Source organism: Streptomyces sp. NPDC050564, from assembly GCF_044457265.1.
Classification (GTDB): domain Bacteria; phylum Actinomycetota; class Actinomycetes; order Streptomycetales; family Streptomycetaceae; genus Streptomyces.
This window is the reverse complement of record NZ_JBITGS010000005.1, coordinates 232,245-245,869: the sequence shown is the minus strand read 5'-3', so window position 1 is coordinate 245,869 and position 13,625 is coordinate 232,245. Positions and strand designations below refer to the sequence as shown.

The 13,625-nt window shown below is 69.1% G+C and carries 12 protein-coding genes; 3 read left to right on the top strand and 9 right to left on the bottom strand.

Features of this window, described 5'->3' with window-relative positions; translation table 11 throughout:
* Window positions 1–50: 50 nt before the first annotated feature.
* Window positions 51–1,097, bottom strand: a complete 1,047-nt coding sequence (locus tag ACIBK0_RS10565) for a S66 peptidase family protein (protein WP_399077800.1) — start codon at window positions 1,095–1,097, stop codon at window positions 51–53.
* A gap of 101 nt (window positions 1,098–1,198) precedes the next feature.
* Here ACIBK0_RS10565 and aroQ point away from each other — a divergent pair, with 101 nt between their 5' ends.
* On the top strand, window positions 1,199–1,672 hold the full coding sequence (aroQ, locus tag ACIBK0_RS10560; RefSeq protein ID WP_399077798.1) for a type II 3-dehydroquinate dehydratase: 474 nt from the start codon (window positions 1,199–1,201) through the stop codon (window positions 1,670–1,672).
* A gap of 83 nt (window positions 1,673–1,755) precedes the next feature.
* On the opposite strand, the gene ACIBK0_RS10555 is transcribed toward aroQ, so the two are convergent.
* From ACIBK0_RS10555 to ACIBK0_RS10535, 5 genes are all read right to left on the bottom strand, one after another.
* Complete coding sequence (locus tag ACIBK0_RS10555; protein WP_399077796.1) at window positions 1,756–2,508, bottom strand: amino acid ABC transporter ATP-binding protein; 753 nt, start codon at window positions 2,506–2,508, stop codon at window positions 1,756–1,758.
* Window positions 2,505–3,407, bottom strand: coding sequence for an amino acid ABC transporter permease (locus ACIBK0_RS10550; protein ID WP_399077794.1), 903 nt, complete (start codon window positions 3,405–3,407; stop codon window positions 2,505–2,507). Before ACIBK0_RS10550 ends, ACIBK0_RS10555 begins: the two co-directional genes overlap by 4 nt.
* Window positions 3,404–4,288 (bottom strand): ABC transporter substrate-binding protein, encoded by an 885-nt coding sequence (locus ACIBK0_RS10545; protein ID WP_399077792.1) that lies wholly within the window; start codon window positions 4,286–4,288, stop codon window positions 3,404–3,406. The genes ACIBK0_RS10550 and ACIBK0_RS10545 overlap by 4 nt, the downstream gene beginning before the upstream one ends.
* Before the next feature lie 574 nt (window positions 4,289–4,862).
* Complete coding sequence (locus ACIBK0_RS10540; protein ID WP_399077790.1) at window positions 4,863–5,519, bottom strand: MBL fold metallo-hydrolase; 657 nt, start codon at window positions 5,517–5,519, stop codon at window positions 4,863–4,865.
* 9 nt (window positions 5,520–5,528) lie between these two features.
* Window positions 5,529–6,218: a maleylpyruvate isomerase family mycothiol-dependent enzyme gene (locus ACIBK0_RS10535; protein ID WP_399077787.1), complete on the bottom strand. Its 690-nt coding sequence runs from the start codon at window positions 6,216–6,218 to the stop codon at window positions 5,529–5,531.
* Between the two features lie 222 nt (window positions 6,219–6,440).
* Here ACIBK0_RS10535 and uvrA point away from each other — a divergent pair, with 222 nt between their 5' ends.
* Window positions 6,441–9,482 carry an excinuclease ABC subunit UvrA gene (gene uvrA, locus ACIBK0_RS10530; protein ID WP_399077785.1) on the top strand — a complete coding sequence of 1,014 codons (3,042 nt, stop codon included), beginning with the start codon at window positions 6,441–6,443 and terminating at the stop codon, window positions 9,480–9,482.
* Between the two features lie 376 nt (window positions 9,483–9,858).
* Here the strand turns inward: uvrA and ACIBK0_RS10525 are convergent, their stop codons facing one another.
* Together ACIBK0_RS10525 and ACIBK0_RS10520 are read right to left on the bottom strand one after the other, a co-directional pair.
* Window positions 9,859–10,770 (bottom strand): carbohydrate kinase, encoded by a 912-nt coding sequence (locus tag ACIBK0_RS10525; protein ID WP_399077783.1) that lies wholly within the window; start codon window positions 10,768–10,770, stop codon window positions 9,859–9,861.
* A complete protein-coding gene (locus ACIBK0_RS10520; RefSeq protein WP_399077781.1) occupies window positions 10,767–11,825 on the bottom strand; it encodes a LacI family DNA-binding transcriptional regulator in 1,059 nt (352 codons plus the stop codon). Before ACIBK0_RS10520 ends, ACIBK0_RS10525 begins: the two co-directional genes overlap by 4 nt.
* Window positions 11,826–12,100: 275 nt before the next feature.
* Here ACIBK0_RS10520 and ACIBK0_RS10515 point away from each other — a divergent pair, with 275 nt between their 5' ends.
* On the top strand, window positions 12,101–12,529 hold the full coding sequence (locus ACIBK0_RS10515) for a Rieske 2Fe-2S domain-containing protein (protein ID WP_399077779.1): 429 nt from the start codon (window positions 12,101–12,103) through the stop codon (window positions 12,527–12,529).
* Window positions 12,530–12,560: 31 nt separating this feature from the next.
* On the opposite strand, the gene ACIBK0_RS10510 is transcribed toward ACIBK0_RS10515, so the two are convergent.
* A complete protein-coding gene (locus ACIBK0_RS10510) occupies window positions 12,561–13,508 on the bottom strand; it encodes a hypothetical protein (protein ID WP_399077777.1) in 948 nt (315 codons plus the stop codon).
* Window positions 13,509–13,625 lie beyond the last annotated feature (117 nt).

Sequence of the window (13,625 nt, the reverse complement as noted above, 5' to 3'; positions counted from 1 at the left end):
CTACCCACGGTGACCAAGGGTTACGGGGGCGCGTGGTGGTGAGGATGGCCTCAGTACGTGACGGTAATGCGCCGTGCAGGGCCGTCGACGCGGATGGTGCCTCCGTAGGGGATGACGATTTGGGGATCGGTGTGTCCGAGGTCCACGTCGAAGACGACCATCATGTCCGGGGCATATATGTCGACGGCCCGGAGGACCGCCTCATGCTGCTCTCGCACATAACGGGCCCTGGCCTCCATGTCGTTGGGCTGCTCGAACGACCACGACTTCGGGCGGCCCATCACAAGCGCCGGGAAGCGTTGCAGCAGGCCACGCTCGCCCATGCTGCGCAGGATCCAGAAGACGTCGTCGGCCTTGGGCATGTCCTCCGAGGTCTCCAGGAACAGCACATGGCCGTCGTACACGGAAGGATCACGGGCGATCTCACGGTCGGCCATCAGCAGCCAGGACAGGATCTCGATGTTGCCGCCCCAGGACGGGGCCTCGACGACGCGGTCGGGACGGTGCCAGGTCCAGCCGGCGCCCGGTTCCGTCGGGGGCTCGGAGTCGAAGGTCGCCGGGTCGTCCCAGGGGCCGTTGACGTCCCCGAAGCGGACGGCGGGGCGAAGTTCGTACGGCCCGGACGTGAACAACGCGGCCCGCAGCGACTCGGCGGTGAGCGGATCCATGGCGCCGGGGCGGCCGAACTCGCACATCACCGTTCCGCCGTGGTAGCCGACGATTCCGGCGTTCCACAGATATGCGAGGAGGTTCGTGTTGTCGCTGTAGCCGAAGAACGGCTTCGGGTTCGCGCGGATCAACTCCCGGTTCAGCAGCGGCAGCACCGTGATCTGGTCGGAGCCGCCGATCGACGCGATGACGGCCTTGATCGTCGGATCGGCGAATGCCGCGTGGATGTCGTCCGCCCGCTCCTGCGGTGTCGAGCCCATCTTCCGGGTCGTCGGGTACTCGACCGGTTCGAGGCCGTACTCCTTGCGCAGTCGCTCCAGGCCCAGCTCGTACGGGAGCGGGAGGAGTCCCGGCAGTCCACCGGACGGCGAGACCACGGCTATCCGGTCGCCGGGCGCGGGCTTGGGAGGGTAGGTGGGCGTCGTCATGACGGGAGGGTACGGGCCGTCACCTGTCCTGTGCACCGTGATAAACCGGGTCTGAGCAGCGGTCCTCAATGGACCGGCAGACCTGAAGGACCGGAGGAACCGTGCCCCGCACCCTCGCCAACGCCCCGATCATGATCCTCAACGGGCCCAATCTGAACCTCCTCGGGCAGCGCCAGCCGGAGATCTACGGCTCGGACACACTCGCGGACGTGGAGGCGCTGTGCGCCAAGGCGGCGGCCGCGCACGGTGGCACGGTGGACTTCCGGCAGTCCAACCACGAGGGCGAACTGGTGGAGTGGATCCATGAAGCGCGCCTGAACCACGCGGGCATCGTCATCAACCCGGCCGCCTATTCGCACACTTCCGTCGCGATCCTGGATGCGCTCAACACCTGCGACGGCCTTCCTGTGGTTGAGGTCCACATCTCCAACATCCACCAGCGGGAGGAGTTCCGGCACCACTCGTACGTCTCGCTCCGCGCCGACGGGGTCATCGCGGGCTGCGGTGTGCAGGGGTACACGTTCGCGGTGGAGCGGGTCGCGACCCTGGCGGGAACGGGGCAGGCGGACGCTTGACGGGGCCGCCGCGGCGCTGGGCGGAGATACCCGAGGGCAGCGAGCCGCTGGTGGGCTGATCGGCCGCGCCGTGCGGCGCGCGATCAGAGTCGTCCCGCCTCCACGATCCGTCGCAGGAACCGCTGAGTGCGCTCCTTTCGGGGGTCACCGAAGACCTCCTCGGCCGTTCCGCGCTCAAGGACCACACCGCCGTCCAGGAAGCAGACCTGGTCCGCGACCTCACGGGCGAAACCCATCTCGTGCGTGGCGAGGACCATGGTCATACCCTCGTCCTTCAAGTCCCGTACGACGTTCAGGACTTCGCCCACGAGTTCTGGGTCGAGGGCGGCGGTGATCTCGTCGAGGAGGAGCAGCCGGGGGCGTACGGCCAAGGCGCGGACGATGGCGGCCCGCTGCTGCTGGCCGCCGCTCAGCCGGTCCGGGTACTCGTTCGCCTTGGCGCCGAGCCCGAGCCGTTCGAGCAGCTCACGCGCGTGCGCCTCCGCCTCCGCGCGGTTCACGCCGTGTACACGACGCGGTGCGAGGGTGATGTTCTCCAGGACGGTCATGTGCGGAAAGAGGTTGTACGCCTGGAACACCACGCCGATCCGGCGGCGTACCGCGTCCTGGTCGGCCCGGGGGTCGGTGATCTCCTCGGCGTCCAGCCAGATCGCGCCGTCGTCTATCTCTTCGAGGAGGTTCGCGCAGCGCAGCAGGGTCGATTTGCCCGAGCCGGAGGCGCCGATGAGCGCGGTCACCGTGTGCGGGGCGACGTCCAGGTCGACGTCCCGCAGCACGACCGATTCACCGAAGGTCTTACGGACGGACTCCATCCGCAGCACCGGAGCGTCGGTCATATGGTCCCTCCCTGCGCCCGCTGACGGTCCATCCGGGCCGTGACCCAGTCCGTGAAGCGGGTCATCGGGATGGTCAGGGCGACGAAGACCAGTCCCGCGACGATGTACGGCGTGTAGTTGAGGCTGCGGCCCACGATGATGTCGGCGGCACGCACCGCGTCGACCGCGCCGCCGATCGAGACCAGTCCGGTGTCCTTCTGGAGGGACACCAGATCGTTGAGGAGCGGCGGCACCTGGCGGCGTACGGCCTGGGGGAGGACGACGTAGCGCAGGGCCTGCCGGTTGGTGAGGCCCAGTGAGCGGGCCGCTGCGCGCTGCGAAGGGTGGATGGATTCGATGCCGGCGCGGAACACCTCGGCGACATACGCCGAGTACGTCAGCGTCAGCGCCGTCCCGCCGAGCAGGACCGGGTCCACCGTGACGCCCTGCAGCCGCAGCGCGGGGACGCCCAGGACCACGATCATCAGGTTGATGATCAGCGGGAGTCCACGGAAGAAGTCGGTGTACGCGGCGGCCAGCGCCCGAAGCGGGAAGAACACCGGGCCGCGCAGCGTGCGGGCGACGGCGATCAGCATGCCCAGAACGAGGACCGCCGCGCCACATATCAGCAGCAGCCGGACGTTGAGCCAGAGTCCTTCGAGGACCTTGGGGAACGCCTCGCGCGTGTACTGCGCGTTGAAGAACGTCTCCTTGGTGCGCGGCCAGCCGGGCGCGTTGACGACGACGAAGTACAGGACGACGCCGGTGACCAGGGTGGAGAGCGCGGCGATCGCCGTCGCACGGCGGGCGCGGGCACGCTTGTAGCGCTCGCGCTCGATCCGCCGCTGCGACGGCACGTAGGCGTCGCGCATGTCGCCTTCGCCGGAGTCCTCTCCCGACTCCTCCTTCGTGAGGGTCACTTGAGCACCGGAGCGTCGACGGCCTCGGACAGCCACTGCTTCTCGATCTTCGCCAGCGTGCCGTCCTCGCGCAGGGTGTCAACGGCCTTTGTCACGCAGGAGGTCAGCGCGCTGCCCTTGTCGAGGACGAGCCCGAACTGCTCGGGCGTACCGCCCTGGTTCTCGAACTGCCCGACGATCTTCGCGTCGGTCACCTCGGCCGCCGTGATGTAGAACGCGGTGGGCAGGTCGACCACGATGGCGTCGACCTGGCCGTTCTTCAGCGCCGACTTGGCCTGGTCGTTCTTGGCGTATGCGGCCGGCTGCTGGGTCGGCTTCACCGCGTCGTTGATGTAGTTGAGGCTGGTGGTGCCGACCTGGGCGCCCAGCTTCAGAGCCTTGAGGTCCGTGATGCTTTTCGCCTTCGCGGCCTTGGAGCCCTTCAGGGCGATGACGGCCTGGCGGACGTCGTAGTAGCCGGACGAGAAGTCCACAGCCTTCTTGCGCTCGGCACTGATCGACACCTGGTTGATGTCGAAGTCGAAGGTCTTCTCGCCGGGCGCGAAGGCCTTGTTGAAGGGGACGCTCTGCCAGACGACATCGCCGTTGGCGTAGCCGAGCTGCTTGGCCACCGCGTACGCGACCGCCGACTCGAAGCCCTTGCCATTGGCGGGCTTGTCGTCCTTGAACCACGGCTCGTACGCGGGCTCGTCGGTCGCGATCGTGAGCTTGCCGGAGGTCTGGGTGCTCAACTTGCCTTTGTCGCAGGTCTCCCCAGTGGCTCCGGAAGCCTTGTCGGTCGCCTTCTCAGTGGGCTGCGGAGCACAGCCCACTGCCAGGGAGAGCAGGGCGAGGGTGGAGGCGAACGCGGTGCGACGCAGGGCGCGTTGGGCGAGATGCATGTCGGGAGAGTGGCAGTGCACCCTGCTGTTTGTCGAGGTCACAACGGCACATGTCCGCATAGTGGGAACGGGTGTTGCAGTCCCGTGAACGCACCACGCCCGGCATGTGCTCGACAGGAAGGTCTGCCGGGGCCGCCGGCCGAGGGCGGGGATCGAAGGCCGGCGGCCCGTTGCCGCGCAGGAGCCGTCATCCTGCGCGGGGCTGCCTCCAGTGGACTGCACCAGTGCCTCCGCCGGGAGCGCACGCGTGACACCGGCGCGTGCGCTCGGTTCACACGGGGCGCGCGCTTCACTCATCGCGCGGGGCGCGCGCACCTGAATGCGCGGGGCGTGGCGCGGTAACGAGGAACATGCGGGGGCGCGGCCGGGAGGTGTGAGGGGGTGTCGAAGCATGAGTCATGCACGGCGCTCGCTCATGGCAAGGCGTGACGCGTCCCCGATGAGCGAGGCGCTGGGGTTGGGGGCTCAACGAGCGAGGCGCTGGGGTGGGTGCTCAATGAACGAGACGAGGGGTACGTGCTCAATGAGCGAAGCGTGGGGCGTGTGCTCCAGGAGCACGCGCCCCGGCCCGGGTTCACCAGCCTCGCGCGTGCCACTCCGGCAGATGCGGTCGCTCCGCGCCCAGCGTCGTGTCATTGCCATGCCCGGGGTAGACCCAGGTCTCGTCCGGCAGCGCGTCGAAGATCTTGGTCTCGACGTCGTGGATGAGGCTGGCGAACGCCTTCGGGTCCTTGCGTGTGTTGCCCACACCGCCCGGGAAGAGGCAGTCCCCGGTGAACACATGCGGGTGCCCGTGCGGGTCGTCGTAGACAAGGGCGATCGAGCCCGGCGTGTGCCCCACCAGATGGCGCGCGGTGAGTTCCACGCGCCCCACCCGGATCGTGTCGCCATCCTCCATGGGGACGTCGGTCGGCACCGGAATGCCGTCGGCGTCGTCCCGGCCCGCGTAGGTGCGCGCGCCGGTGGCCGCCACGACCTCCGCGAGCGCCTGCCAGTGGTCACCGTGCTGATGGGTGGTCACGACGGACGCGATGCCGTCGTCACCGATCAGCGTGAGCAGAGTCGAGGCGTCGTTCGCCGCGTCGATCAGAAGCTGCTCGTCGGTGGCCCGGCAGCGCAGCAGATAGGCGTTGTTGTCCATCGGGCCCACGGCGACCTTGGAGATCATCAGGTCCTGCAGCTCATGCACATCGGCAGGGCCGCCGACCTTCACCGCTCCGCTGTACGTCATGACGGCAGCCTATAGCGGGGGGAGGGTGGGAAGCAGGCCACCGTCGACCGTCAGATCGGCCCCGTCGCGGCGTCCCGCGAGCCAGCCCAGGAGCGCGGGCGCCGGCCCGGTCACGGTGACCTCCGGGGCGCCCTCCGTGTCACGTCCCGTGTGCCACGCGCGCGAGCTGTCCGTGATCCGTGTGGGCGGCACATCGGGATGCCCGGCGAAGCGGTCGGCCAGGAACTCGATCTCCCTCTCCACGAACTCCTCCGGAAGATCTTCGAGCTCGTACCCGATCCCCAGATCCACGTGGTGCAGCTCCACCTCGACCCACCGCCGGAACGGCACCCGGGACGCCGAGTCCGTGACCCCGTTGCGCAGCTCTACCGTGCGGGACCAGTCCGCGGGGGCGGCCGCCGCCTCCTGGAAGCGGGCCGCGCTCTCGCGGCCGTCGGCGAGCTGCGCGTCCAGCGGGCGCTGCGCGTCCCGCTCGATGTCGGTGTCCCGGGCGTCGCCGGAGGCGTACATGGGGCGCCCTTCGAGGACGTTCACGAGAGCGTCCGCGTTGCGGGCGAGGTGGGCGAGGACGTGGCCGAGGCTCCAGCCGGGAAGCCGTGACGGCTCGGCCACTGATGCGTTGTCCAGTTTGGCGGCTGCGGTGAGCAGCCGTTCGGTCGCGTCACGTACAGACGCCAGGTCGCGCACATGATCAATCATGAGGCCGACCCTAGCCCCGCCACACGTTCGGGTGAAGGTGGTCGACCACCCCCGCAAATCGAATACCCGTGCTATAAGCTCGGGCGCGGCGTCGGGCATGCTGGATGGCCCGGGATTGTTGTGAACCAGGGAAAGCATCCGGCGCTGTCAGTGGCTCCCCCTAGTCTGAAAAGGACGGGGGCCCCGCCCCTGTCACTTCTCTCAAGAAAGGTGCGGACCGGCGTGGCCGACCGTCTCATCGTTCGTGGAGCGCGCGAGCACAATCTCAAGAATGTCTCGCTCGACCTCCCGCGCGACTCGCTCATCGTCTTCACGGGCCTGTCGGGGTCGGGCAAGTCCTCGCTGGCCTTCGACACGATCTTCGCCGAGGGGCAGCGGCGCTACGTGGAGTCGCTCTCCTCGTACGCCCGGCAGTTCCTCGGTCAGATGGACAAGCCGGATGTGGACTTCATCGAGGGCCTCTCCCCGGCGGTCTCCATCGACCAGAAGTCGACCTCGCGCAACCCGCGCTCGACGGTCGGCACCATCACCGAGGTCTACGACTATCTCCGCCTGCTCTTCGCGCGCATCGGCAAGCCGCACTGTCCCGAGTGCGGCCGTCCCATCACGCGCCAATCGCCGCAGGCCATTGTTGACAAGGTCCTGGAGCTGCCGGAGGGGAGCCGCTTCCAGGTCCTGTCGCCGCTGGTGCGCGAGCGCAAGGGAGAGTTCGTCGACCTCTTCGCCGATCTCCAGACCAAGGGGTTCAGCCGGGCCAGGGTCGACGGCGAGACGATCCAGCTCACCGAGCCGCCCACGCTGAAGAAGCAGGAGAAGCACACCATCGAGGTGGTCGTCGACCGCCTCACGGTGAAGGACTCCGCCAAGCGCCGCCTGACCGACTCCGTGGAGACCGCCCTCGGCCTCTCCGGCGGCATGGTCGTGCTCGACTTCGTCGACCTCCCAGAGGACGACCCCGAGCGCGAGCGCATGTACTCGGAGCACCTCTACTGCCCGTACGACGACCTGTCCTTCGAAGAGCTGGAGCCCCGCTCCTTCTCCTTCAACTCGCCTTTCGGCGCCTGCCCCGAGTGCACGGGCATCGGTACGCGCATGGAGGTCGACCCCGAGCTGATCATCCCGGACGAGGAGAAGTCCCTCGACGAGGGCGCCATCCACCCCTGGTCGCACGGACACACCAAGGACTACTTCGACCGCCAGATCGGCGCCCTCGCGGACGCACTCGGCTTCCGGACGGACATCCCCTTCGCGGGCCTGCCGCAGCGCGCCAAGAAGGCCCTGCTCTACGGCCACAAGACACAGATCCAGATCCGCTACCGCAACCGGTACGGCCGCGAGCGCGTGTACATGGCGTCCTTCGAGGGTGCCGTGAACTTCGTCAAGCGCCGGCACAGTGACGCCGAGAGCGACGCGAGCCGCGAGCGCTTCGAGGGTTACATGCGAGAGGTGCCGTGCCCCACCTGCGAGGGCACGCGTCTGAAGCCGCTCGTCCTCGCGGTCACCGTCATGGAGAAGTCGATCGCCGAGGTCTCCGCGATGTCCATCAGCGACTGCGCGGACTTCCTGGGCGAGCTGAAGCTCAACGCCCGCGACAAGAAGATCGCCGAGCGCGTCCTGAAGGAGGTCAACGAACGGCTGCGCTTCCTGGTCGACGTAGGCCTCGACTACCTGTCGCTGAACCGCGCGGCGGGCACCCTCTCCGGTGGTGAGGCCCAGCGCATCCGTCTGGCCACTCAGATCGGCTCCGGGCTGGTGGGCGTCCTGTATGTCCTCGACGAGCCCTCCATCGGCCTGCACCAGCGCGACAACCACCGGCTGATCGAGACCCTGGTCCGGCTGCGCGACATGGGCAACACGCTCATCGTCGTCGAGCACGACGAGGACACCATCAAGGTCGCCGACTGGGTCGTCGACATCGGCCCCGGTGCGGGCGAGCACGGCGGCAAGGTCGTGCACAGCGGCCCCTTGAAGGAGCTGCTCACCAACGCCGAGTCGATGACCGGCCAGTACCTGTCGCGCAAGAAGGAGATCGCGACCCCGGACATCCGCCGCCCCGCCGACCCGAGCCGCCAGCTCACGGTGCACGGCGCCCGGGAGAACAACCTCCAGGACATCGACGTGTCCTTCCCGCTGGGCGTCCTCACGGCCGTCACCGGCGTCTCGGGCTCCGGCAAGTCGACGCTGGTCAACGACATCCTGTACACGCACCTGGCCCGCGAGCTGAACGGAGCGAGGAACGTTCCCGGGCGGCACACGCGCGTGGAGGGCGACGACCTCGTCGACAAGGTCGTGCACGTCGACCAGTCGCCCATCGGCCGTACACCCCGGTCGAACCCGGCGACGTACACCGGAGTCTTCGATCACGTCCGCAAGCTGTTCGCGGAGACGACCGAGGCGAAGGTGCGGGGCTACCTGCCCGGCCGCTTCTCCTTCAACGTCAAGGGCGGCCGCTGCGAGAACTGCTCCGGCGACGGCACCATCAAGATCGAGATGAACTTCCTGCCGGACGTGTACGTCCCCTGCGAGGTCTGCCATGGGGCGCGCTACAACCGGGAGACCCTGGAGGTCCACTACAAGGGCAAGTCCATCTCCGAGGTCCTCGACATGCCGATCGAGGAGGCCCTCGGCTTCTTCGAGGCCGTCCCGGCGATCGCCCGCCACCTGAGGACGCTCAACGACGTCGGCCTGGGCTACGTCCGGCTCGGCCAGTCCGCGCCGACGCTGTCCGGCGGTGAGGCGCAGCGCGTCAAGCTCGCGAGCGAGCTCCAGAAGCGTTCCACGGGCCGCACGGTGTACGTGCTCGACGAGCCGACCACCGGTCTGCACTTCGAGGACATCAGCAAGCTCATCACGGTGCTGTCCGGCCTGGTCGACAAGGGCAACACGGTCATCGTCATCGAGCACAACCTCGATGTCATCAAGACCGCGGACTGGGTCGTCGACATGGGTCCCGAGGGCGGCAACGGCGGCGGTCTCGTGATCGCCGAGGGCACTCCCGAGCAGGTTGCCGGCGTTCCGACCAGCCACACCGGCAAGTTCCTGCGTGAGATCCTCGGCGCCGACCGGATCAGCGACGCGGCCCCTGTGAAGGCCGCGCGCAAGACCGCCGCCAAGAAGGTGGCGGCGGCCGGGGCGACGGCGAAGAAGACGACCACGAAGGTCGTCAACAACACGGCCACCAAAAAGGCGGCCGCGGCCACCAAGAAGACAGCCACCAAGAAGGCGACCCCCGCGAAGAAGATCACGCGGGCTCGCAAGGCCTGACTCGAACCGGCCCTCAGGGCCTGAATCGGACGGCCGCACGGGGGCCGAGGAAGTCCCAGGAAATACGGCGCCCCACGGGTACTCCCCGTGGGGCGCCGTGCGTTGCACAGTCAGCCGTGCTGTCCCTGCGGCTCGGCGAACCGCATTGTCCAGTTGCTCCTCCTGACAACATCACGATTCCGAAGTCCGGAACCGACCTCATCGCGCACCTGGAGGCCGGCCCACCGCGCCTTTGGTACGAGACGTTCGCGCTGCCGGACGACGGCCATCGAGTGGTCGTACCCCTCCCCGCGGACGAAGCCACGGCGAGCGCGCTCGACCGGCTCGATGAGTGGCAGCCCGGGGCGCTGCGGGCGGAGGGCAGTCGAACGTCCCGCTACAGGTCGCCGAGCTCGGAGGCGTACGGCGGTTCGGCTCCCGCGCGTGAGCAGGTGATCGCCGCCGCGCGGGCCGCGAAACGCAGCAGCTGGGTCCAGCCGTCGGCGCCGAGGGCTGCCATGGCCGCCGGTGACAGGGCGTCCCGCGCGGCCAGGCCGTGCAGCAGCGCCGCGTTCACCGTGTCGCCGGCGCCGATGGTGTCCACGACGTCGACCGGTTCGCCGGGTACGGAGTGGACCGCCCCGTCGCGGGTGAACGCCGTCAGGCCGTCACCGCCCTGGGTGATCACCACGGCCGCGGGGCCGGACGCCAGCCACTCGCGCGGGGTGCCTCCGAGCCACAGGGCGTCCTCCTGCGAGAGCTTGAGGAGCGAGACCGATGGGAGCCAGCTCTTGAAGCGGGCCCGGTAGGCGTCCGCGTCGGGGATCAGCCCGGCCCGGATGTTCGGGTCGAGCGCGGTGAACACGCCGCGATCGGCGGCGGTCCGCATCAGCTCCTCGTACGCGCTCGCGCCCGGCTCCAGGACGAGGGAGCAGGTGCCGAAGGACACCGCCCTCGTGGCGTCGGGGAGTTGGTCCGGTGCCGAGAAGAGACGGTCCGCCGTGCCCTCGACGTAGAAGGAGTACGCGGCCGAGCCGTCCGTGCCGATCGAGGCGACCGCGAGGGTCGTCGGCTCCGTTCCGCGCTGTACGGACGACACGTCGACGTTCGCCTCGCCGAGACCGCCGAGGAGCGCCTCGCCGAACGCGTCGTACGAGACCCGGGAGCAGAAGGCCGTGGGAGAGCCGAGGCGACCGAGCGCCACGGCCGTGTTGTAGGGGCCGCCACCCAGGCGCGGCAGCAGTCCCACGAGGGCGCCCGCGCCCTGCGGTACCAGATCGATCAGGGCCTCACCGGCGACGACGATCACGACTCGGGTCCTTTCCTGTGGCTCTCGGGACTCTTGGAGCTCTCGGGGCAGCCGCATGAAGTGCGGTGGACGAAGGTGGAGGGCAGCCGGACGGTACGGCCCGGACGGCCGGGCGACGTGAGGCGTTCCAGGAGCAATTGGACGGCCTGGGCCCCGATCTCCTTGCTGGGCTGGGCGATCGCGGTCAGCCGGGGTGTGAACAGGTCCGCCCAGGAGAAGTCGTCGAAGCAGCACAGCGCCAGGTCGTCGGGCACGGACAGGTTCCGTTCACGCACGGCCCGCAGCGCGCCGATGGTCATGGCGTTGTTGGCGGTGACGAGCGCGGTGGGCGGCGTCGCGAGGGACAGCAGGGCGTGGGTGGCCTCCTCGGCGGCGCCGGCCTGGGAGTTGCCGGGCGCGACGAGCCGCTCGTCGTACGGGAGTCCGGCGAGCGCGAGGCCGTGACGGTAGCCGGTGATCCGCTCGGTCGTGGTGCTGAGCCCGGGCAGGCCCGCGACCAGTCCGATGCGTTGGTGGCCCAGTTCGGCGAGGTGGGTGACCAGTCTTGTCATGGGCTCGGTGTTCTCGGTGCAGACCTGGTCGAATCGGAGGGGGCCCTCGGCGGGGGAGTCGACGAGTCGGTCCAGAAAGACGGTGGGCACGTCGTGCTGCCCGAGGTAGCCGAGGAGCTCGGCCGGAGCGGCGGAGGGCGCGATGATCATGCCGTCGACGCGTCGCTCGTGCAGCAGCTGGACGACCTTCCGCTCATGCTGCGAATCGTCGTGCGGATCGGCGATCAGCAGGCTGTAACCGTGCTTCAGGGCGCCGGCCTCGACGCCCTGAAGGATCTCCGTGAAGTACGGGTTGCTGATCGCCGACACCGCGAGCCCGATGGACCGCGTGCGGGCGGTGACCAGTGAACGTGCCAGGGTGTTCGGCGTGTAGCCGAGCTCGTCGATGGCATCGAGGACGGCCTGGCGCGTCTGGGGCAGCACCGGGCGGGTGTCGTTGAGTACGTGCGAGACAGTCGCGGTGGACACGCCTGCCCGCTGGGCCACGTCGACCATTGTTGTCATGGCGCTGCCTCCCCTGGGACCCGGTTGTCAGCACGAGAACGTATCCCATCCGGCGGCTGACGTAAACGCTTACGTCAACGCTTGCGCAAGCGTTTACGTCCGCGCTCGCGCAAGCGATTGCGCCTGCGCATGCGTAATCGCTTGCGCAAGCGTTTACATGCGCACCGTGGAGTCGGCTCCCCCGCCACGAGCGGAATGGTTCATGCCGGTATCGTCGGTGTGCACCGCCCTCTGCCCGTGTCGGTGTCCACCGCCCCCCGACCAGTGGAGATGCCATGCCCGGCCGTCCGTCAGCGAGCCGTCGTACCGTCCTGCGGGGAGCGGCGCTCACCCCGGTCGCCGGGCTTGCCCTCACCGCGTGCTCCGGTGGTGGCGACGACAGCGGGGCACCCGCGACGCCGACCGCGCCAGTCGAGCTGGGTGCGGAGAGCGAGATCGCCAAGGGCGGTGCCAAGCTGTATCGGGACCGGAATGTCGTGGTCAGCCGTGCCGAGAACGGCGAGCTCAAGGCGTTCAGCTCGATCTGCACGCATGCGGGGTGCGCCATCAACAAACTTCAGGGCACAACGCTCGTCTGCCCCTGCCACGGCAGTGAGTTCGACGCCGCGACGGGCAAGGTGCTGCAGGCGCCGGCCACCGTGCCGCTGCACGAGCTGTCCGTGGAGGCGAAGGACGGGAAGATCGTCGCGGGCCCGGGCGCCTGAAGAGGCCTGTGCGACGCCGACCCGGAGGCGGTCACTCCCAGTCCCATCCGATCCCCAGGATCCCCGACCGCACGCGTGGCTCGACCAGATGCACCGAGCGGTGGCGACCGCTCAGCGTGAGTTCCTGGCGGCCGCTGCGCGGAGCCGCCGCCGAGTGCTGGGTGAACCGGTGGCAGCGCACGGGCAGCGCCTCCTCGGCGAACGCAACTTGGAGGGCGTACTGCCCGCCCGCGAAGCTGAAGCCGCGGACGTACTCGCTGGACGCACCGGCCGTACCGTCGTCGAAGCCGTAGCGGAACAGGAAAGTGTCACCGGCGCGCAGGCGTGTGTCGAAGAGCAGCTCGGCCACGAGCACCCCGGTGTCGTGATGCCAGCGCACCCGCCCCGTACGGCAGTTCTCCAGGGCGCGTACCGCCATCCGCTCCGGAGCGCATCCCGGGTCTCCGTGGTGGATGGCCACATAGCGGTCCACTCCGTCCCTGTGGGCGCGGACTATGTGGTGCGACTCGCGGTCCAGCAGCTCGCGGTGTGCGCCGATCCGTACGCGTTCGTGGTGACCGAGGGTGTGCAGCCCGCCGTCGAGCGGTGACTCCAGCTCGGCCAGCAGCCGCTCCAGGATGCCGGAGGCCTCGACGAGGGAGCGGTACGACCGACCCGCGGGGCGTTCCGGACCGGAGTGCTCGTCCGCCTTGGCGAGCAGCCGGATCAGTGACTCGTCGGGGAGCTGGAGGATCTCCTCCAGGGCGCGGACGGCCCGTAGCGACTCGGGGCGCTGTGGGCGCCGGGCGCCCTGCTGCCAGTAACTCAGGCTCGTCACCCCGACCTTGACCCCGTACCGCGACAGATGGTGCTGTACGCGCTGCAGCGGCAGTCCGCGGGCGGCGATCGCGGCGCGCAGCGCGACATGGAAGGGGCCGCCCCGCAGAGCCGTCTCCAGCTCCGCTGTGGCGACGTCCGCGTGCTGTGTGCCGTGCCGCATGCAGGGGGCCTTTCTGTGAATGTTCACTACGGCTGGTCAGGCCGTTCGTGCGGGTGGTCGGGGCCGCCAGGTCGGCGCGCGCGGCCCGTTCACACGCGTCTGCCGCCGTTCACGCCC